The 18,230-nt window shown below is 70.3% G+C and carries 20 protein-coding genes; 9 read left to right on the forward strand and 11 right to left on the reverse strand.

Translation table 11 applies throughout. The features are described 5' to 3' along the window. Positions 1 to 17 precede the first annotated feature (17 nt). The gene (gene eutC / locus UG56_RS16050; RefSeq protein ID WP_071327133.1) at positions 18 to 776 is read right to left on the reverse strand and encodes an ethanolamine ammonia-lyase subunit EutC; all 759 of its coding nucleotides are present in this window, start codon (positions 774 to 776) and stop codon (positions 18 to 20) included. Next, on the reverse strand, positions 773 to 2,173 hold the full coding sequence (locus UG56_RS16055) for an ethanolamine ammonia-lyase subunit EutB (protein WP_045551188.1): 1,401 nt from the start codon (positions 2,171 to 2,173) through the stop codon (positions 773 to 775). The genes eutC and UG56_RS16055 overlap by 4 nt, the downstream gene beginning before the upstream one ends. Before the next feature lie 179 nt (positions 2,174 to 2,352). Between UG56_RS16055 and UG56_RS16060 the strand changes: the two genes are divergently transcribed. The 3 genes from UG56_RS16060 (at position 2,353) to UG56_RS16070 (ending at position 5,971) form a co-directional block, all read left to right on the forward strand. After that, positions 2,353 to 2,910, forward strand: coding sequence for a type 1 glutamine amidotransferase domain-containing protein (locus UG56_RS16060; RefSeq protein WP_045551189.1), 558 nt, complete (start codon positions 2,353 to 2,355; stop codon positions 2,908 to 2,910). Next, on the forward strand, positions 2,907 to 4,010 hold the full coding sequence (locus UG56_RS16065) for an NAD(P)/FAD-dependent oxidoreductase (protein WP_177191493.1): 1,104 nt from the start codon (positions 2,907 to 2,909) through the stop codon (positions 4,008 to 4,010). The genes UG56_RS16060 and UG56_RS16065 overlap by 4 nt, the downstream gene beginning before the upstream one ends. Before the next feature lie 335 nt (positions 4,011 to 4,345). After that, the gene (locus UG56_RS16070; protein ID WP_256206675.1) at positions 4,346 to 5,971 is read left to right on the forward strand and encodes a BCCT family transporter; all 1,626 of its coding nucleotides are present in this window, start codon (positions 4,346 to 4,348) and stop codon (positions 5,969 to 5,971) included. A 45-nt stretch (positions 5,972 to 6,016) separates the two neighbouring features. On the opposite strand, the gene UG56_RS16075 is transcribed toward UG56_RS16070, so the two are convergent. From UG56_RS16075 to UG56_RS16095, 5 genes are all read right to left on the reverse strand, one after another. Continuing rightward, on the reverse strand, positions 6,017 to 6,685 hold the full coding sequence (locus UG56_RS16075) for a nitroreductase family protein (RefSeq protein WP_045551191.1): 669 nt from the start codon (positions 6,683 to 6,685) through the stop codon (positions 6,017 to 6,019). A 44-nt stretch (positions 6,686 to 6,729) separates the two neighbouring features. After that, the gene (locus tag UG56_RS16080; protein ID WP_045551192.1) at positions 6,730 to 7,491 is read right to left on the reverse strand and encodes a sulfite exporter TauE/SafE family protein; all 762 of its coding nucleotides are present in this window, start codon (positions 7,489 to 7,491) and stop codon (positions 6,730 to 6,732) included. Further along, on the reverse strand, positions 7,492 to 8,583 hold the full coding sequence (locus UG56_RS16085) for an SPFH domain-containing protein (RefSeq protein WP_045551193.1): 1,092 nt from the start codon (positions 8,581 to 8,583) through the stop codon (positions 7,492 to 7,494). Positions 8,584 to 8,630: 47 nt separating this feature from the next. Beyond that, positions 8,631 to 9,092 carry an NfeD family protein gene (locus UG56_RS16090; protein ID WP_045551194.1) on the reverse strand — a complete coding sequence of 154 codons (462 nt, stop codon included), beginning with the start codon at positions 9,090 to 9,092 and terminating at the stop codon, positions 8,631 to 8,633. A gap of 89 nt (positions 9,093 to 9,181) precedes the next feature. Beyond that, complete coding sequence (locus UG56_RS16095; RefSeq protein WP_045551195.1) at positions 9,182 to 9,979, reverse strand: ABC transporter ATP-binding protein; 798 nt, start codon at positions 9,977 to 9,979, stop codon at positions 9,182 to 9,184. Positions 9,980 to 10,032: 53 nt separating this feature from the next. On the opposite strand from UG56_RS16095, the gene UG56_RS16100 reads away from it, so the two are divergent. After that, entirely contained in the window at positions 10,033 to 10,833 is an 801-nt protein-coding gene (locus UG56_RS16100) for a hypothetical protein (RefSeq protein WP_256206676.1), read from the forward strand. A gap of 34 nt (positions 10,834 to 10,867) precedes the next feature. Then, positions 10,868 to 12,112 (forward strand): phosphoserine phosphatase SerB, encoded by a 1,245-nt coding sequence (gene serB, locus UG56_RS16105; protein WP_045549639.1) that lies wholly within the window; start codon positions 10,868 to 10,870, stop codon positions 12,110 to 12,112. 364 nt (positions 12,113 to 12,476) lie between these two features. Here the strand turns inward: serB and UG56_RS16110 are convergent, their stop codons facing one another. Genes UG56_RS16110 through fabG form a run of 3 tightly spaced genes read right to left on the reverse strand, consistent with a single transcriptional unit; the run spans position 12,477 to position 14,517 of the window. Continuing rightward, on the reverse strand, positions 12,477 to 12,983 hold the full coding sequence (locus UG56_RS16110) for a SixA phosphatase family protein (protein ID WP_045549640.1): 507 nt from the start codon (positions 12,981 to 12,983) through the stop codon (positions 12,477 to 12,479). Positions 12,984 to 13,000: 17 nt separating this feature from the next. Continuing rightward, positions 13,001 to 13,774, reverse strand: coding sequence for an enoyl-ACP reductase FabI (gene fabI / locus UG56_RS16115; RefSeq protein ID WP_045549641.1), 774 nt, complete (start codon positions 13,772 to 13,774; stop codon positions 13,001 to 13,003). A 2-nt stretch (positions 13,775 to 13,776) separates the two neighbouring features. Next, a complete protein-coding gene (fabG, locus tag UG56_RS16120; protein WP_084101143.1) occupies positions 13,777 to 14,517 on the reverse strand; it encodes a 3-oxoacyl-ACP reductase FabG in 741 nt (246 codons plus the stop codon). 140 nt (positions 14,518 to 14,657) lie between these two features. Here fabG and UG56_RS16125 point away from each other — a divergent pair, with 140 nt between their 5' ends. Genes UG56_RS16125 through UG56_RS16135 form a run of 3 tightly spaced genes read left to right on the forward strand, consistent with a single transcriptional unit; the run spans position 14,658 to position 16,141 of the window. Continuing rightward, positions 14,658 to 14,984: a DUF3099 domain-containing protein gene (locus tag UG56_RS16125; RefSeq protein ID WP_045549643.1), complete on the forward strand. Its 327-nt coding sequence runs from the start codon at positions 14,658 to 14,660 to the stop codon at positions 14,982 to 14,984. Continuing rightward, positions 14,984 to 15,187 carry a hypothetical protein gene (locus UG56_RS16130; RefSeq protein ID WP_045549644.1) on the forward strand — a complete coding sequence of 68 codons (204 nt, stop codon included), beginning with the start codon at positions 14,984 to 14,986 and terminating at the stop codon, positions 15,185 to 15,187. The genes UG56_RS16125 and UG56_RS16130 overlap by 1 nt, the downstream gene beginning before the upstream one ends. A 15-nt stretch (positions 15,188 to 15,202) precedes the next feature. Continuing rightward, positions 15,203 to 16,141: a nucleoside hydrolase gene (locus tag UG56_RS16135; protein ID WP_045549645.1), complete on the forward strand. Its 939-nt coding sequence runs from the start codon at positions 15,203 to 15,205 to the stop codon at positions 16,139 to 16,141. A gap of 112 nt (positions 16,142 to 16,253) precedes the next feature. On the opposite strand, the gene moaA is transcribed toward UG56_RS16135, so the two are convergent. Continuing rightward, positions 16,254 to 17,273 (reverse strand): GTP 3',8-cyclase MoaA, encoded by a 1,020-nt coding sequence (gene moaA / locus UG56_RS16140; protein WP_045549646.1) that lies wholly within the window; start codon positions 17,271 to 17,273, stop codon positions 16,254 to 16,256. A 66-nt stretch (positions 17,274 to 17,339) separates the two neighbouring features. Between moaA and UG56_RS16145 the strand changes: the two genes are divergently transcribed. Then, positions 17,340 to 18,227 carry an SURF1 family cytochrome oxidase biogenesis protein gene (locus UG56_RS16145; RefSeq protein ID WP_045549647.1) on the forward strand — a complete coding sequence of 296 codons (888 nt, stop codon included), beginning with the start codon at positions 17,340 to 17,342 and terminating at the stop codon, positions 18,225 to 18,227. Positions 18,228 to 18,230: the final 3 nt, after the last annotated feature.

Consider the following 18,230-nt stretch of genomic DNA (forward strand, 5'->3'; position numbering starts at 1 on the left):
GGTGGATGATCGTGAGGCTAGGAATCGTGCGTGGCGGCCGTCGTCGCGTCAGGTAACAGCCCTGTGAAAGATCCGTCCTTGAGCGCCACCCCGGTCGCGCCGAGCTCGCGGGCGCCGGCGACCAGGCTCACGATGGTGCGCGCCGCCGTCGCATGGTCCAGTCCGTGGGGCGGGCGGATGTTGGAGACGCAGTTGCGGGCCGAGTCGAGGACGCCGGGCCGCGGGTCCCAGGTGAGGTAGGCGCCCAGCGAGTCGCTCGAGGAGAGCCCCGGCCGCTCGCCGATCAGCACCAGCACCAGCCGTGCGCCGAGCGCTTGGCCGATGTGGTCGCCCAGCGCCACCCGGGCCTGGGTGGCGACCACCGGTGCGGCGACGGTCATCGTGCTGTCGAGGAGCGGGAGCAGGTGCTCCAGGAGCGGCACCGCGTGCTGGGCCACGGCCTCGGCGGAGAGCCCGTCGGCGACGACGAGAGCGAGGTCGGCCGCGTCCTGCCCGAGCTCCAGGTCGGCGCCGGGCACACGACCCAGGTCCGGCCGGGTCAGGTACGTCGCGCGGTCCGGGGCGGCGGAGGCGACCACCAGCGGCGTACCCAGCCCCAGCCCGCCGAGCGCCTCGACGAGCGCGTCGACGTCGAGCGGGAGGTGGACCGCGTCGCGCGCGGCCGCGTGGGCGGCTCCGAAGGCCAGGACCTCGGAGGTCGGGACGGCGTTGCCGGCCCGGCCCAGCCCGATCCGCGCCGGCGTAGCGCGCCGCAGCGGCTCCCAGAACGCGCTCATCGGGCCAGCTCCTTCAGCACCGTCGCGGCCGGGTCGATGTCGCGTACGGAACCGTCGGCGTCGAGCAGGCCGACGGTGGCCAACCACTCCTCGAACTCCGGCGCCGGGCGTTTGCCGAGGACCTGGCGGGCGTAGAGGGCGTCGTGGAAGGAGGTCGACTGGTAGCCGAGCATCACGTCGTCGGCGCCCGGCACGGCCATGACGTACGTGCAGCCGGCGACGCCGAGCAGGGTCAGCAGGGTGTCCATGTCGTCGGAGTCGGCCTCGGCGTGGTTGGTGTAGCAGACGTCGACGCCCATCGGCACGCCGAGCAGCTTGCCGCAGAAGTGGTCCTCGAGCCCGGCGCGGACGATCTGCTTGCCGTCGTAGAGGTACTCGGGGCCGATGAAGCCGACCACCGTGTTGACCAGGAACGGCCGGAAGGCCCGGGCCACGCCGTACGCCCGTGCCTCCAGGGTCTGCTGGTCGACCGGCCGCCCACCGGTGCCGAGGTGGGCGTCGGCGGAGAGCGCCGACCCCTGGCCGGTCTCGAAGTACATCACCTCGTCGCCGACCGTGCCGCGCCCCAGCGACCGGGCCGCCTCGTCGGCCTCCGCCAGCATCGCCAAGGTCACCCCGAACCCCTCGTTGGCGCCCTGGGTGCCGCCGATCGACTGGAACGGCAGGTCGACCGGCAGTCCGGCCTCGATCAGGTCGATCGTCGTGGTGACGTGCGTCAGGACGCAGCTCTGTGTCGGGATCTCGTAGCAGAGACGTACGTCGTCGAGCAGCCGCAGCAGGTCGGCGACCGTGCCCGGGTTGTCGGAGGCGGGGTTGATCCCGATCAGCGCATCACCGGAGCCGAGGAGCAGTCCGTCCAGGATCGAGGCCGCGACGGCGGCCGGGTCGTCGGTGGGATGGTTCGGCTGAAGCCGGGTCGACAGCCGTCCCCGCAGGCCCATCGTCGTGCGGAAGCCGGTCACCACCTCGGTGGCCGCGGCCACCGCGATCAGGTCCTGGTTGCGCATGATCTTGGAGACCGCCGCCACCATCTCAGGGGTCAGGCCCGGCGCCACGGCGGTGAGCAGCGCGGTGTCGCGGCGCGCGGCGGCGTCGAGCAGCCACTCCCGGAACGCTCCCACGGTCAGGCCGCTGACCGGGGCGAACGCCTCCTTGTCGTGCGTGTCCAGGATCAGCCGGGTGACGTCGTCGGACTCCGCCGGAACCACCTGCTCCTCGAGGAAGACACTCAGCGGCAGGTCGGCGAGCACCATCCGAGCCGCCATCCGCTCGGTGTCGGACCGCGCCGCGCACCCGGCGAGGACGTCCCCGGAGCGCAGCGGCGTCGCCCGCGCCAGCACCTCCACCAGACCGTCGAACTCGAAGCCGTGCCCGTGGAGACTGTGCCGGTAGCGCATGGGATCAACCGTAGAGCCGCAATATTTCGACGGTGTGAGACCTGACCGGCGTATGTGCACCGCGAGCCCGGGTACCAGGGTCGGCGCTGGGCAAGGCCGCCTGAAGGCCGAGCTCGCACGCGTGACTGCTCTCGCCGGGTGACCGTCGTCCCCCGGCCCGAATCGATCTGGAGGCTCTGATGACACAGGAACTGATCGGCGCCAGGGTCGCGATCCTCGCCGCGGACGGCGTGGAACGCATCGAGCTCGAGCAACCCCGCGAGGCGCTCACGGCCGCCGGCGCGCAGACCCAGCTGCTGTCGGTCCACGACGACGAGATCCAGGCCCGTGAGAACGACCTGAACGCAGCGGGCACCGTCACCGTCGACGGTCTGGTCGCGGACGCTTCCGTCACCGACTTCGACGCGTTGCTGCTTCCCGGCGGGACGGTGAACCCGGACCAGCTTCGGGTCGACCCCGACGCGGTCGCCTTCGTCCGTGACTTCGTGAACAGCGGAAAGCCGGTGGCCAGCATCTGCCACGGCCCCTGGACGCTGGTCGAGGCCGGCGTGGTCGAGGGTCGCACCCTGACGTCCTTCCCGAGCATCCGTACCGACCTGCGCAATGCCGGCGCGGAGGTTGTCGATCAGGACGTGGTGGTCGACGGCAACCTGATCACCAGCCGCTCCCCCGATGACCTGCCTGCGTTCTGCGACACGATCGTGGCCGAGTTCGGGGCAGCACGCGCGGCCCGATGACCGGCTCGCCCGAGGTCGCGGTGGTCGGGGGCGGGATCGTCGGCCTCTCGACCGCCTACGCGTTGCGCGAGCAGGGCGTCTCGGTGCGGCTGTACGAGACCGGCCTGCCCGGTCACGGCCAGTCCGCAGGCGAGTCGCGGATCTTCCGGCACGCGCACGACGACCCGCGGCTCGTCGCGTTCGCGCGCGAGAGCCGCGGGGTGTGGGCCGAGTGGGCCGAACGGTTCGGCGTCGAGCTGGTCTCGTCCGACGGTGCGGTCGCGATCGGCGAGAGCGCGCTCGCGCGGCTCCGTGTGCTCGACCGCGTCGGCGGCGTGGCCGCGCGCGCGATCGGCCCGGACGAGCTGGCCGAGCGGATGCCGCTGCTCGCGGGGTATGCCGGACCGGCGATGCTGGACGAGGCCGGCGGCGCGATCCGTACGCGCGCGGCCATCGAGGCGCTCACGGATCAGCTCGGCGACGCCGTGGTGACCGGCGAGGTGGTCTCGATCGAGCCCCGCGGCAGCGACGGGGTCGAGGTACGCAGCGTCACCGACCGCGCCGTCTACTCGAAGGTGATCGTGTGCGCCGGCCGTGAGACCGCGCGCCTCGCCCGGAGCGTCGGCCTCTCGTTGCCGGTCCGCCTGGCCGCCCACGTACGGCTGACCTTCGACGTGAAGGGCGCCGCCCCGGCACGCGTCGCGTGCCTGCAGGACGGCAGCGGCGAGTTCGGCGAGGTCAGCGTCTATGCGACGCCGCTGCCCGGCAACAGCCGCTACGCGGTCGGACTCAGCGAGACCGTCGGCGTACGCGACGACGGGACGTTCATCGACCCGGCGGCGATTCGTTCACTGGACGAACGTGCACGCGCGTACGTCGCACGGGCGCTGCCCGGCCTCGACCCGGAGCCGCGTGAGTTCGTCCACTGCTGGGTGACCGATCTCCCCTGGAGCGAAGACGGCGTGGCCGTCTGGGAGGCCGGTCGCATCCTCTTCGTCGCCGGCCACAACCTCTTCAAGCAGGCACCAGCGCTGGGTCGTGCCCTGGCCCGGGCCGCGACCGGCGACGGCCTCGCCGCCGAGCTCGCGCCCGAGGCGCAGCTCGGCCGACCCCGGGACTAGCTTCCGGCGACCACGGCGACCCACGGCACCCGAACAACACGCGAACCAGCTCGACACGGTCGGTCCAGGACTCGTTGTCAATCGGTGGCGCTGCCACCCCGGTGAACAGAAGGCAAAGACAGTGCGCGTTAGGGTGCTGTGGTCCCGAACTCAACCGGAAGGACAACAGTGTGACTTCTGAGAAGAAGACAGACAGTCCGAAACATTCCGACCATCACAGCTCCTCGGCCCTCATCAAATCGCCCACGGGCGAGGTCGTTCCCCACCCCGCGCTGGACCTGCCGATCTCGAGCGAACAGGAACAACGCAAGGGAATCGACTGGGTCGTCTTCGGCGTGGCCGCCATCTTGGCGATCGCCTTCATGGCGTGGGGTTTCATCAACACCGATGGACTCAGCAAGGCCTCGGGCGACGCGCTCGGGTGGGTGCTGGGCAAGGCCGGCTGGTTCTTCGTCCTGACCGCCAGCGGCTTCGTGGTCTATATCGTGTGGCTTGCGGTCAGCAAGTACGGCAACATCCCCTTGGGTCGCGACGACGAGAAGCCGGAGTTCAAGACGGCCTCGTGGGTCGCGATGATGTTCAGCGCCGGCATGGGCATCGGTCTGATGTTCTACGGCGTGAGCGAGCCGCTCACCCACTTCGTCAACCCGCCACCCGGCACCGGCGAGGCCGGGAACCCGGAGGCCATCCAGCACGCGATGGCGACCACGATGTTCCACTGGACGCTGCACCCGTGGGCGATCTATGCGGTCGTCGGCCTTGCGATCGGCTACGGCGCCTACCGCAAGGGTCGGGTCAGCCTGATCTCGTCGGCCTTCACCGCCCTCCTGGGCAAGAAGACCGTCGAAGGGCCCACAGGCAAGGCGATCGACATCTTCGCGATCTTTGCGACCCTCTTCGGCTCGGCGACCTCGCTCGGCACGGGTGCCTACCAGATCTCGAGTGGCCTGCAGATCGTCGCGGGTCTCGGTGACGTCGGAAACGGCGTGCTGATCGGGATCATCACGGTTCTGACCGTCTGCTTCGTCATCTCGGCGGTCACCGGTGTTGCCAAGGGCATCCAGTGGCTCTCCAACATCAACATGGTGCTGGCGCTGCTCCTGGCGCTCTTCCTGTTCGTGGTCGGCCCGACGGTCTTCATCCTCGACCTGATCCCGACCTCGCTCGGCACCTACGTCGGCGACCTCGCCCAGATGTCGGCCCGCACCGGCGCCGAGGGCTCCGCGACCTCCGACTGGCTCGGCACCTGGACCATCTTCTACTGGGCCTGGTGGATCTCCTGGACCCCGTTCGTCGGCATGTTCATCGCCCGGATCTCGCGAGGACGTACGATCCGGCAGTTCGTCGCCGGGGTGCTGCTCGTACCCAGCGTCGTCAGCGTGGTCTGGTTCTGCATCATGGGTGGCACCGCGATCGACCTGCAGCGCGACGGCATCGACATCGTCGGTGACGGCGCCGCAGAGTCCCAGCTGTTCACGACGCTGGAGCAGTTCCCGCTGGCGACCGTGATGAGCATCCTGGTCATGGTGCTGGTGGCGATCTTCTTCGTCTCGGGCGCCGATGCGGCCTCGATCGTGATGGGCACGCTCTCCGAGCGCGGAGCAGAGGAACCCAAGCGGCTCACCGTGATCTTCTGGGGCGTCGCGACCGGTGTCGTGGCCGTCCTCGGGCTGATCGCGGGCGGAGAGAGCGCCCTGACCGGCTTGCAGACCATCACGATCGTGGCGGCGCTGCCGTTCACGGTGATCATGGTCGGCCTGGTGATCTCGCTGCAGAAGGATCTGCAGACCGACCCGCTGATCGTGCGTGGACAGTACGCCGCGGAGGCGGTCGAGCAGGCCGTCATCACCGGTGTCACCGAGCACGGCGACGACTTCGCGCTCGCGGTCATCGAGGACGACCACAGCAACGTAAGCAACGGGAGCGGACCCACCGGGGTCGTTCCGGTCGACAAGGCCTGATCCGCAGGTCCGAGACGTGATGGCGGGGTCCTGTGGACCCCGCCATCAGTCATGTGTCAGCGGCGTCCCGGCGTACCTCTCCAGGGTGACGAACTCCTCGACCGGCTGCCGGCGCAGCTTGGTGAGCTGCTTGACGGGCTTGCCCAGCGGCACGACGGCCGCGACGGCGTAGCCCTCGGGGGCGCCGAGCAGCTCGAGGAGCGCCGGCTCCTCGGCGACCGCCATCGTCGTCATCACGCCGCCGAACCCCTCGTTGCGCGCGGCCAGCAGCGTGTTCCACACCAGCGGATAGACCGAGGCACCGGAGACGACACCGACCCGGTCCAGCTCGGAGTCGATGGAGGCGACCAGGCCGAGGTCGACGAGGAAGACGAGCACCACCGCAGCGGTACGCAACGGCTCGGTCATCCCCCGCGGCACCCGGGTCTCGGCGATCTGCTCCTCGGTCACCGCCGTCGGATGCACCGTGTTCCAGGGCATCTCCCCCGCCCGCTGCTGCGCGAGGTAGCGACGGGCACCCGTCGCGGTCAGCTCGGCCAGCCGCTCGCGGGTCTCCTGGCTGCGTACGACCACGACGTGCGCGCCCTGCCGGTTGCCGCCGGAGGGCGCGAACCGGGCGTTGTCGAGGATCCGCGCGAGGACCTCGTCGGGCAGCGGGTCGTCGGTGAAGTCGCGTACGGCATGGGTGGTTCGCATCGCGTCGTAGAGCTCCATGCCGACTATCTCAGCAGAGTCATCCCATCAGACCGCGCCGGGACTCAGTTCACGAGGAAGGCCACCAGGGCGGTGATGCCGACGACGACGATCACGCCGCGGAGCACGTTGGGCGGGAGCCGGCGGCCGATCCTCGCGCCGAGCAGGCCACCGAGCGTCGCGCCGACCGCGATCAGCGCGGCGATCTGCCAGTCGACGTCGGCCACGAGGGCGAAGAGCAGCCCGGAGATGCCGTTGGCGATCGCGACCAGGATGTTCTTGAGCGCGTTGAGCCGCTGCAGCGACTCGGCGACCCCGATGCCGATGATCGCGATCATCAGCACGCCCTGAGCAGCACCGAAGTAGCCACCGTAGACGCCGAGCAACGCGATCGCCGGCCACACCCACCAGCGCTCGCTCCCGTCGTCGGGAGCCTCGCCGTGGCGCCTGGCGACCCACCGGGAGATGCGTGGGCCGGTGATCACCAGGACCACGCCGAGCCCGATCAGCACCGGGACGATCGCCTCGAACGCACCGGCCGGGAGCACCAGCAGCAGGATCCCGCCGACGGCGCCACCGATGAGGGCGGCGAGGCCGAGCCGGAGGATCCGCCCGCGCTGCCCGGCGAGCTCCCGACGGTAGCCCCAGGCGCCGGCCAGCGAGCCCGGGACGAGGCCGATGGTGTTGGACACGTTGGCGACGACCGGAGGTACGCCGAAGGCCAGCAGCGTCGGGAACGTGATCAGCGTCCCGGAACCGACGGCGGCGTTGATGGTGCCCGCCCCCACCCCGGCGATCAGGATGAGGGCGGACTCGAGCGGACCCACCTAGACGGTCGGCTCGGCGGGCGGCTCTGCGGGCGTCGGCCGGTTGGGGGCCTCCGCCTCCTTGGCCTCGGCGAGCGCCTCCTCGACGGCCGCGGCCGCGGAGGAGGACTTCTCGAGGTCGAGCGTCGGCTCGGCCGAGCCCATGTCGACACGCTTGAGCGGGCCCTCGACCTCGTCCGGGATGCCCTTGAGGCTGTTCATCGTCGAGCCGAGACCTTCCAGCGCGGCGCCGATCTCGCTCGGGATGATCCACACCTTGTTGGCGTCGCCCTCGGCGATCTTCGGCATCATCTGGAGGTACTGGTAGGCCAGCAGCGACTGGTCCGGGCGGCCGTCGTGGATCGCCTGGAAGACGGTCTGGATGGCCTGGCCCTCACCCTGGGCGCGCAGGATCGCGGCCTCACGGTCGGCCTGCGCGGCGAGGATCTGCGACTCGCGCTGACCCTCGGCGTTGAGGATGGCGGACTGCTTGTTTCCCTCCGCGGAGAGGATCGCGGACTGACGCTGACCCTCCGCGGTGAGGATCGCGGCGCGCTTGTCGCGGTCGGCGCGCATCTGCTTCTCCATCGCGTCCTTGATGGACATGGGCGGGTCGATCGACTTGATCTCGACGCGCTTGACCTTGATGCCCCAGCGGCCGGTGGCCTCGTCGAGGACGATCGAGAGGCCGGAGTTGATCTGCTCGCGGCTGGTCAGCGTCTCCTCGAGGGTCATGCCGCCGACGATGTTGCGCAGGGTGGTCATGGTGAGCTGCTCGACGGCCTGGATGTAGTTGGCGATCTCGTAGGTCGCCGCCACCGGGTCGTTGACCTGGAAGTAGATGACCGTGTCGATCGAGACGGTCAGGTTGTCCTCGGTGATCACCGGCTGCGGCGCGAACGCGACGACCTGCTCACGCATGTCGATCATGTAGCGCACCTTGTCGACGAACGGGATCACCGCGTTCAGGCCGGGGTCGCGCTTCGACTGGAACTTGCCGAAGCGCTCCACGATGCCGACCCGCGCCTGCGGGATGATCTTGATCGTCTTGGCCAGCGTGGTGATCACCAGCACCGCCAAGATGACCAGAAGGGCCAGGATGATGCCACCCATTGCCAATCAGTCCTTGTCTAGGTTAGTTGCGTCAGGTTGCCCGGAAACTACGGAGTCCCGAGCTCCGGAAGAGGATGGACGTACGCCGTCGCTCCTCTGATCTCGAGCACCTCGACCGGCGTGCCGGCCGCGATCACGAGCGTCTCGTCGTAGGGCTGAGCGGTCCAGAGCTCGCCCTCGAGCTTGAGCTGCCCAGGCTTGTGGGCGCTGATCTCGACGGTCGAGACCGCCTGGACGCCGATCAGCTTCTGCGCGCCGATCTGGATCTCCGGGCCGTTGTGGAGCCGCCTGGCCAGCCCCGGGCGTACGACCGCGAGCATGGAGACCGAGACCACCAGCGCGACGATCGCCTGGATCACGAAGCTGTCGGTGAACGCGCCGGTCACCGCGCCCGCGAAGGCACCGGTGGCGAGCATCAGCAGGATCAGGTCGAGGCTGAAGAGCTCTCCGACGACGAGCAGCGCTCCGAGTGCCGTCCAGATCGCCCAGTCCCACTCCTGCCAGTCCATGGCGTCACCCTATCCAGGTGACCCCACCGAGGTGGGGATGTTTCCGTACCGGCTTTCTAACGGTTTCTTTACCGAGCGTGTCTGCCGGGCTACCGGGTGTGACGGGCGCGGCGCTTGGCCCAGTAACGGCCCTCGCTCGTCTCGAGCTCGAGCGGCATGCCGAAGGTCTTGGAGAGGTTGGCCGCGGTCAGGGTGTCCTGGATGAGCCCCTGGGCGGTGATCCGGCCGGACCGCATCATCAGGACGTGGCTGAAGCCCGGCGGGATCTCCTCGACGTGGTGGGAGACGAGCACCGTCGCCGGGCTGTCGGGGTCATAGGCCAGCGTCGACAGGGTCGAGACGAGGTCCTCGCGACCACCCAGGTCGAGCCCGGCGGCCGGCTCGTCGAGGAGCAGCATCTCGGGGTCGACCATCAGCGCACGCGCCAGCTGGACGCGCTTGCGCTCGCCCTCGGACAGGGTGCCGAACCGCCGCTCGCCGAGGTGCTTGATGCCGACCTCGATCAGCAGCTCCTGGGCGCGGTCGTGGTCGAGGTCGTCGTAGTGCTCGCGCCAGCGCCCGACGACGCCGTAGGACGCGCTCACCACGACGTCACGGACGAGCTCGTGGCGCGGGATGCGGTCGGCGAGCGCCGCGGAGGTGAGACCGATGCGCGGGCGCAGCTCGAAGACGTCGATGCGGCCGATCTGCTCGCCGAGGATCTTCACGACGCCCGAGGTCGGGTGGAGCTGGGCGGCCGCGGTCTGGAGCAGCGTGGTCTTGCCGGCGCCGTTGTGGCCCAGGATGACCCAGCGTTCATCCTCCTCGACCACCCAGCTCACAGAGTCGAGAAGGGCGTTGCCCCCGCGGCGTACGGTGACGTCGGTGAACTCCAGCACGGCTGCCATGGCGGCAAATCTATCGGGAGGGGTCGGTGGGCCCGGGGATAGGGTGGGAAGCTGTGAGTGTCGAGGATTCGGAGCTTGATCCGGTGTCGGTGGAGACCACCCCTGAGGCGCTGCGGCTGGCGTGGTGGGTGACGGCGTGGCTGCGGGGTGAGGCGGTCACCGACCTGGTGCTCGACGCGGTGATCGGGCCCGACGCGACCCACACCGTCAGCGGGCTCGCCGCGCTCGGGCTCGGTGGCGCCGAGGGAGTGGCGGACACGTTCGTGAGCGGGATGGGGCGGCTGCGTACGGAGGGGGCGACCGGCGTCGGGGTGGCCTTCCCAGCCGAGGGCGACCCGGTCGGGCTGGGCGGCCCCAGGGCGTTCAACGACGCCGCGCTCGAGGCCGGTGAGGCGGTGGTGGTCTCGACGAGCTCGACCACCGGGGTCTGGATCGGGCTCGTACCGGTCCGTGTCGGTGCGGTGATCGAGTGGCAGGCGTACGCCGCCCAGCGCCGTCAGCTCCCCGATGTCGGCGAGGCCGACCGGGCCCTCCGGCTCGCCCTGAGCGAGTCCGCGACCGCGCTCGCCGAGCTCGACGTCGCCCGGTGGCGGCCAGAGGTCGCCGACTGGCTGATGAACCTGCGCCACCGGCCCTCGCTGGCGGGCGCGCCCGGGGTGCCGGCGCGGTGCGTGGAGCTCGCGGCCCGTGGCGTACAGGCCCGGGAGATCGTCGCGGTGGCGCTGGAGGACGAGGGCGGCGCCGTCTCCGCCTCGGAGATGTTCCGTCGGCGAGAGGCGCTGGTCGGCCTCGACCGGGCCGCTCGGCGGGCGCTCACCGCGGCGGGGTCGCCCGAGGTGTGGCCGCCGAACTGAGACGCAGACCCCGGCTCCACTATCCTTGGCGGCGATGACCGAGGAATTCGACGCGCTCGAGCGCCGTCCCGACACTCTGCTGATCACCCTCGCCGGAAACGACCGACCCGGGCTGACCTCGGCCACCCTGGCAACCCTCGCGCTCGCGGGGGTCGACGTCGTCGATCTGGAGCAGATCGTGCTCCGGGCCCGGCTCGTGCTCGGACTGCTGGTGACCGCGCCCGCCGACGCCGCCAGCACCGACGCGCTCAAGCACGCGATCGAGGAGACCGCCCACGCCCTCGACATGACCGTCGAGATCGAGGAGGGCGTCGGCGACACCCCGCGCGAGCCCTCCGACCGTGCCCGGGTGACCGTGCTCGGGCTGCCGCTGAAGGCGGCCGCGCTCGCCTCCGTGACGCGCACCATCGCCTCGGCTGGCGGCAACATCGACCGGATCATCCGGCTGGCCCGCTACCCGGTCACCGCCTTCGACCTGCACGTGAGCGGGGCCTCGCCCGAGGAGCTGCGGGTGACCCTTTCCGCCGAGGCCGCCGCCCAGGGCGTCGACATCGCGGTACAGCCCGCCAACCTCGTCCGCCGCGGCATGCGCCTGATCGTCATGGACGTCGACTCGACGCTGATCGACGGCGAGGTGATCGAGATGATCGCCGCGCACGCGGGCTACGAGAAGGAGGTCGCCTCGGTCACCGAGGCGGCGATGCGCGGCGAGCTCGACTTCGAGGAGTCGCTCCGGGCACGCGTGAAGTACCTGAAGGGTGTCCCCGCCACCGCGCTGGACGAGGTCTACGCCGGGCTGCAGCTCAATCCCGGCGCCCGGACGATGGTCCGCACCCTGCGCCGCCTCGGCTACCGCTTCGCCATCGTCTCGGGCGGGTTCTCGCAGATCACCGACCGGCTGGCGGCCGACCTCGGCATCCACTACGCCCGCGCCAACGAGCTCGAGATCGTCGACGGGGTCCTCACCGGTGAGGTGGTCGGCGAGGTCGTCGACCGCGCCGGCAAGGCCCGCGCGCTGCGCGAGTTCGCCGCCGAGATCGGTATCCCCGAGGCCGCCACCGTCGCCATCGGCGACGGCGCCAACGACCTCGACATGCTCGCCGCCGCCGGCCTCGGGATCGCCTACAACGCCAAGCCCGCCGTCCGCTCCGCCGCCGGCACCGCCATCAACGTCCCCTACCTCGACACCATCATGTATCTCCTCGGGATCTCCCGCGAGGAGATCGAGGCCGCCGACGCCGAAGCCGGCATCGTCACCCCCGCCCCGCCGCTCCTCTGAGGCCCTGCCGAGGCGTCAGGTAGGTCGGCCGAGGCGTCAGGTAGGTCGGGCGAAGCGTCACGTACGTCGGGCGAGACGTCACCTACGTCGGGCGAGACGTCACCTACGTCGGGCGAAGCGTCACGCGAGTGCCGTCTCGACCGACCTGAATGACGTCTCGGCCGACGTACGTGACGTCTCGGCCGCCCCATCTCAGACTCAGCCCGCGTACCCGCCCCAACCGATCTGTCGAGGCGTCACGTACGTCGGCCGAGTTGGCGGCAGTGTGACGTCTCGAGCGACGTACGTGACGTCTCGGCCGACGCGGTTGACGTCTCGGCCGACGCGGCTGACGCCTCGGCCGACGCGGGTGACCTCTCGGCGCTCAGCCCCGGGCCACGTGGAAGGCGGTGACGGAGGCCTCGGCCTCGTCGAGCTCGGACCAGTCGCCGTCGTAGGTGAGGACGGCGACGGCGGCGGTGGGGAAGCCGAGGGCGAGCTCGTTGCCGGCCTCGTCGTCACCCTCACCGTCGTCGAGGAGCTGCACGAGCGAGAACATGGTGGGGTTGTGGCCGATCACGACGACCGTCGAGAGGCCGTCATCGATGTCACGGATGAGGTCGAGGGCGGTGGAGGTGCCCGCGGCGTACAGACCTTGGTCGTACTCCGCCAGCGTCAGGTCCCACGACGCCCCGACGGCGACGTCCTCCCAGGTCTGGGTGGTGCGGTCGGCTGCCGAGACCAGCGCGTAGTCCGGGACCACGCCCTGCTCGGCCAACCACTCCCCCGCCGCGACCGCGTCGGCGTGGCCGCGGTCGGTCAGCTGGCGCTCGTAGTCGGTGGGTGCCGACGACTCCGCCTTGGCGTGCCGCATGATGACAAGGGTCCGCATGCGGCAACCCTATGGCCTCACGCTCCCAGCGAGTGATAGCCCCCGTCGACATGGATGATCTCGCCGGTGGTCGCCGGGAAGAAGTCCGAGATCAGCGCGCAGACGGCCTTGGCGGTCGGACCCTGGTCGGTGTTGTCCCAGCCCAGCGGCGCGCGCGTGCCCCAGCCCTCGTCGAGCTCCTCGAAGCCCGGGATCGCCTTGGCGGCGAGCGTCTTGAGCGGCCCCGCGGAGACGAGGTTGCAGCGGATCCCGTCGGGACCGAGGTCGCGGGCGAGGTAGCGCGAGGTCGACTCGAGGGCGGCCTTGGCGACACCCATCCAGTCGTACGCCGGCCATGCGATCGTCGCGTCGAAGGTCAGCCCCACGATCGACGAGCCGGAGCCGAGCAGCGGGCGGGTAGCCATGGCCAGCGACTTGAGCGAGTAGGCGCTGACCTGGACGGCCTGGGAGACGTCGTCCCAGGGGCCGTCGAGGAACTTGCCGCCGAGGAGCGTCTCGGGGTTGCCGTACGCGATCGAGTGCACGACCCCGTCGAGCCGCTCGACGCCCTCGGCACGGAGCGCGTCGGCGAGGCCGTCGAGGTGCTCCTGGTTGGTCACGTCGAGGTCGAGGACCGGCGGCTCCTCGGGGAGCCGCTTCGCGATCCGCTTGGTGATCGACAGCGCACGGCCGAAGTTGGAGATCAGGACGCGGGCGCCCTGCTCCTGGGCGACCTTGGCCACCGCGAAACCGATCGAGGAGTCCATCGTGACCCCCGCGACGAGAACAGTCTTGCCGTCCAACAAACCCATGATCAGTGCCCCATTCCAAGTCCGCCGTCGACCGGGATGACGGCCCCGGTCACATAACCCGCATCTGCCAACCACGTCACGGCCGAGGCCACCTCGTCCGGCGTCGCGTAGCGCGCCAGCGGGACCCGGTCCGTGATCGCCTTCTGCTGCTCATCGGTGAGCACCGCAGTCATCTCGGTCTCCACGAAACCCGGCGCGACCACGTTGGCGGTGATCCCCCGCGAGCCGAGCTCGCGAGCGAGCGAACGGGCCATGCCGACCAGCCCGGCCTTCGAGGCCGCGTAGTTGACCTGGCCCGGGTTGCCCATCAGCCCCACGACCGAGGAGATGAAGATGATCCGCCCGCGGCGCAGCCGCAGCATCCCCTTCGAGGCGCGCTTGGCGAGCCGGAAGGAGGCGGTCAGGTTGGTGTCGATCACCGAGGTGAAGTCGTCCTCCGACATCCGGAGCACGAGGGTGTCCTTCGTGATCCCGGCATTGGCGACGAGGACCTCGACGGGTCCGTGGGCGGCCTCGGCGGCGGCGTACGCCTCCTCGACGGCAGCGGGGTCGGTGATGTCGCACACCAGGTCCAGGGCGCCCTCAGGCGCCCCGCCCTTGCGGGACGTCACGGCCACCTTGTCGCCGTTGGCCACGAAGGCCTCCGCGATCGCCCGGCCGATGCCACGGCTGCCGCCGGTGACGAGCACCGAGCGGGGAGTCCGCGCTGGACTCTGCGTTGTGGGGTTTTCACTGTCAGTCACAGGCGCGACGGTAGCGATTACTTCGGCGTACGACCAATGCCTTGGATTTGCTTGTGAGAACCCTCCAACGCCGCTCGGAGCGCCCCTGTTGGGACCACACCATTGACCGATGCTCATCGGCCACGACCTAGACTGGCGGTATGTCCAAGGCGCAACCGATCAGGATCACGACGGCCGGGCGCAGCCGCGCCGAGGACATCGCGATCCGTCAGAAGCGCTATGCCATCTCGATGTCGATCCGCTCGCTGTGCTTCATCGGTGCCGTGATCGCCGGTCTGGCCGGGATCGGCTGGCTGTGGCCGATCCTCATCGTGGCGGCCCTGATCCTGCCCTACATCGCGGTCGTGATGGCCAACGCCACCAACACGAAGAGCGACGAGATGAATCTGATGGACTCGCCCTACGGCCCCCGCCAGCTCTCCAGCGGCCGCGAGCAGCAGCTCAACGAGAAGCGCGAGGACGACTGATGGGCGCGCTCGACTCCGACCTGTGCTCGGCGAAGGGCTGCCAGGACCCCGGAACCTGGGAGCTGCAGTGGAACAATCCGAAGATCCACACGCCCGAGCGGCGTAAGATCTGGCTCGCGTGCGAGGCGCACAAGGAGTCGCTGAGCGACTTCCTGGGCGCGCGTGGGTTCCTCAAGGACGTCGTCGCCCATCAGCTGTCCTGACAGAGAGGTCGTGCGATGAAGCCGATCCCGGTGCTCCTCGACTGCGACCCCGGCCACGACGACGCCATCGCGATCCTGCTGGCGCTGGGCAGCCCTGCCGTCGACCTGCTCGGCATCACCACCACGTTCGGCAACTGCCGGGTCGACAAGGCGACCTACAACGCCCAGCGGATCCTGGCCCTGGCGCAGCGCCCCGACGTACCCGTCGCCTCCGGAGCCGCCGCGCCGCTGGCCGGCGAGGCCCACATCGGCGACTTCATCCACGGCGCGACCGGGATCGATGGCCCCGACCTGCCCGAGCCGCTCGCTCCCGCGGTCGAGCTCGGCGCGGTCGAGTTCCTGCGTACGTCGCTCCTGGCCGCACCCGCGCCCGTCACCGTCGTCGCCACCGGACCGATCACCAACGTCGCGCTGCTGCTGCGCGACCATCCCGAGGTCGGTGACCGGATCGCCGAGATCGTGTTCATGGGCGGTTCGATCGAGCGTGGCAACACCACCCCGGCGGCCGAGTTCAACGCCTACGCCGACCCCGAGGCCCTCGACGTCGTCCTCACCAGCGGGCTTCCGATCCGGATGGTCGGGCTCAACCTGTCCCACCAGGCGCTGGCCACCCCGGAAGTGGTCGCGCGGATGCGGGCCATGAACCACCCCGTCGGCCGGGCCTGCGCCGACCTGATGGGCTTCTTCGGCGGCACCTACTCCGACGTCTTCGACTTCGCCGCTCCCCCGGTCCACGACCCCTGCACCATCGCCGCCCTCATCGACCCCGGCCTGATCACCTGGCACAAGTCGTTCGTCGCCGTCGAGACCGAAGGCCGCTGGACCCGCGGCGCCACCGTCGTCGACCTCCACGACCGCCTCGGCGAGCCGCCCAACGTCCAGGTCGGGATGACGCTCGACGTCGACGGGTACTGGGAGCTCGTCCTGGACGCGTTGGAGCGCGTTGGGTCCTGACGGGCCTCACCCGCCGAGGCGTCAGGTACGTCGCGCGAGGCGTCACTCCGGTCGGCCGAGAGGGCATCGCGGTGACGCCTCGGCCGACGGGAGTGACGCCTCGACGGAAAGGTCAGCCGCCGATCGCGGACATCGGACGGTCGGGCTGCAGGAAGCCGAGATCGTCGATGCCGTGACCCGCGCGCTTGCCGGCCATCGCGGTGACCCACCTCGCGGCGAGATCGCCGTCGGAGGCGCCGGCACGGAGCGGCGTACGCAGGTCCGACTCGGAGCGCGCGAACAGGCAGTCGCGCACCTGCCCGTCGGCGGTGAGGCGGACCCGGTCGCAGTCCCCGCAGAACGGGCGGGTGACGGAGGCGATGATGCCGACCTTGGCGGGACCGCCGTCGACGTAGAAGAGCTCGGCCGGGGCGCTGCCACGGGGCTCCTCGGCGGGGGTCAGCTCGAAGGCCGTGGAGAGCGCCGCGAGGGTCTCGTCGGCGGTCACCATGGTGTCGCGCGACCACCCGTGCTGGGCGTCGAGGGGCATCTGCTCGATGAAGCGCAGCTCGTAGCCCCGCTCGAGCGACCAGCCCAGCAGCTCGGCGGCCTGGTCGTCGTTGACGCCCCGCAGCAGGACGGCGTTGATCTTGATCGGGCCCAGACCGGCATCCGCGGCGGCCTCCAGACCGGCGACCACGTCCGCCAGCCGGTCGCGCCGGGTGATCTCCGCGAAGGTGTCGGGCCGGATCGAGTCGAGCGAGACGTTGACCCGGTCGAGCCCGGCCTCCGCCAGCGAGCCCGCCATCTTGGCCAGACCGAGCGCGTTCGTCGTGATCGACAGCTCTGCGTCGGGAGCGACCTCGCGGGTGCGGGCGACGATCGAGACCAGCCCACGCCGCACCAGCGGCTCGCCACCGGTGAACCGCACCTCCTGGACACCGAGCCGACCGGTGGCGACGCCGATCAGCCGCACCACCTCGTCGTCGGTGAGCACCTCGTCGCCGGGCAGCCAGTCGAGGCCCTCGGGCGGCATGCAATAGGTGCACCGCAGGTTGCAGCGGTCGGTCAGAGAGACCCGCAGATCGGTCGCGACCCGGCCGAACCGGTCGACGAGCCTCTGCTGGGTCTGATCTGTCGGGGAGGCGGTCATCACACCAGTCTAGGCAGCCGCGACCCGGAACGTGAGCAGCGACCGCATGCCAGTTAGTCTCATACGGTGAGTTCGTTCCGTTTCCTGCTCAGCCGTCGCTGGGCCGGTTTCACGGTCTTCGTGCTGATCCTGGCCTACGGCACCTGGTGGCTCGGCGAGTGGCAGTTCGACCGTCTCGCCGACCGGAAGGCCAGCAACCAGATCGTCCGGACCAACGAGCACGCCGATCCCGTACCCGTCCAGGATGTTCTGTCCACCGGCGACAAGGTGGCCGAGAAGGACGAGTGGCGGCGGGTGACCGCAACCGGGACGTACGCGGTCGACGACACGATCATCTGGCGCTACCGCACCCCCGACGAGGAGAAGGGCGTCGACATCGTCGTCCCGCTGGTGCTCGACGACGGCACCGCGGTGCTGGTCGACCGCGGCTGGGTGCAGACCGAGTCGCAGGAGAAGTTCGACGACGTCCCCGCGCCACCGGCCGGCGAGGTCACGATCAGCGGCTGGGTGCGCGCCGACGGCACCGGCGACTCCACCGACGTCGCCCAGGTCGACGGCTACCACGCCACCCGGGCGCTCTCCTCGGCGCAGGTCGCGAAGGTGGTCGACGAGCCGCTGCTGACCGGCTGGCTCCACCTCGACACCGAGTCCCCCGAGCCGGCCACGCGGCTGCGCAAGGCCGATCTCCCCGAGCTCGACAACGGCCCCCACTTCTTCTACGGGCTGCAGTGGTGGTTCTTCGGCATCCTCGCGGTCGCCGGGTTCTTCTACCTGATGTACGACGAGCGGCGTACGCAGAGCCGGGGCGAGCCGGCATCGGACGAGGACACTCCGACCGGTGACGAGAAGACCGACGAGCGGGCCCGCAAGAAGGCCGCCAAGCTCGCCCAGAAGCAGGCCGTGAAGGCGGCCTACCAGGCTGCGTACGAGAAGGAGCGCAGCGGGAAGAGCTGACCG

It is taken from the genome of Nocardioides luteus (genome assembly GCF_000960475.2).
In the GTDB taxonomy this organism is placed as follows: domain Bacteria; phylum Actinomycetota; class Actinomycetes; order Propionibacteriales; family Nocardioidaceae; genus Nocardioides; species Nocardioides luteus_A.

What these genes read in the sequence shown, in the direction of transcription:
- eutC (WP_071327133.1), bottom strand. Translation starts at nt 776, where the DNA reads ATGAGCGCGTTCTGGGAGCCGCTGCGGCGCGCTACGCCGGCGCGGATC.
- UG56_RS16055 (WP_045551188.1), bottom strand. Translation starts at nt 2,173, where the DNA reads ATGCGCTACCGGCACAGTCTCCACGGGCACGGCTTCGAGTTCGACGGT.
- UG56_RS16060 (WP_045551189.1), top strand. Translation starts at nt 2,353, where the DNA reads ATGACACAGGAACTGATCGGCGCCAGGGTCGCGATCCTCGCCGCGGAC.
- UG56_RS16065 (WP_177191493.1), top strand. Translation starts at nt 2,907, where the DNA reads ATGACCGGCTCGCCCGAGGTCGCGGTGGTCGGGGGCGGGATCGTCGGC.
- UG56_RS16075 (WP_045551191.1), bottom strand. Translation starts at nt 6,685, where the DNA reads ATGGAGCTCTACGACGCGATGCGAACCACCCATGCCGTACGCGACTTC.
- UG56_RS16085 (WP_045551193.1), bottom strand. Translation starts at nt 8,583, where the DNA reads ATGGGTGGCATCATCCTGGCCCTTCTGGTCATCTTGGCGGTGCTGGTG.
- UG56_RS16090 (WP_045551194.1), bottom strand. Translation starts at nt 9,092, where the DNA reads ATGGACTGGCAGGAGTGGGACTGGGCGATCTGGACGGCACTCGGAGCG.
- UG56_RS16095 (WP_045551195.1), bottom strand. Translation starts at nt 9,979, where the DNA reads ATGGCAGCCGTGCTGGAGTTCACCGACGTCACCGTACGCCGCGGGGGC.
- serB (WP_045549639.1), top strand. Translation starts at nt 10,868, where the DNA reads ATGACCGAGGAATTCGACGCGCTCGAGCGCCGTCCCGACACTCTGCTG.
- UG56_RS16110 (WP_045549640.1), bottom strand. Translation starts at nt 12,983, where the DNA reads ATGCGGACCCTTGTCATCATGCGGCACGCCAAGGCGGAGTCGTCGGCA.
- fabI (WP_045549641.1), bottom strand. Translation starts at nt 13,774, where the DNA reads ATGGGTTTGTTGGACGGCAAGACTGTTCTCGTCGCGGGGGTCACGATG.
- UG56_RS16125 (WP_045549643.1), top strand. Translation starts at nt 14,658, where the DNA reads ATGTCCAAGGCGCAACCGATCAGGATCACGACGGCCGGGCGCAGCCGC.
- UG56_RS16130 (WP_045549644.1), top strand. Translation starts at nt 14,984, where the DNA reads ATGGGCGCGCTCGACTCCGACCTGTGCTCGGCGAAGGGCTGCCAGGAC.
- UG56_RS16135 (WP_045549645.1), top strand. Translation starts at nt 15,203, where the DNA reads ATGAAGCCGATCCCGGTGCTCCTCGACTGCGACCCCGGCCACGACGAC.
- moaA (WP_045549646.1), bottom strand. Translation starts at nt 17,273, where the DNA reads ATGACCGCCTCCCCGACAGATCAGACCCAGCAGAGGCTCGTCGACCGG.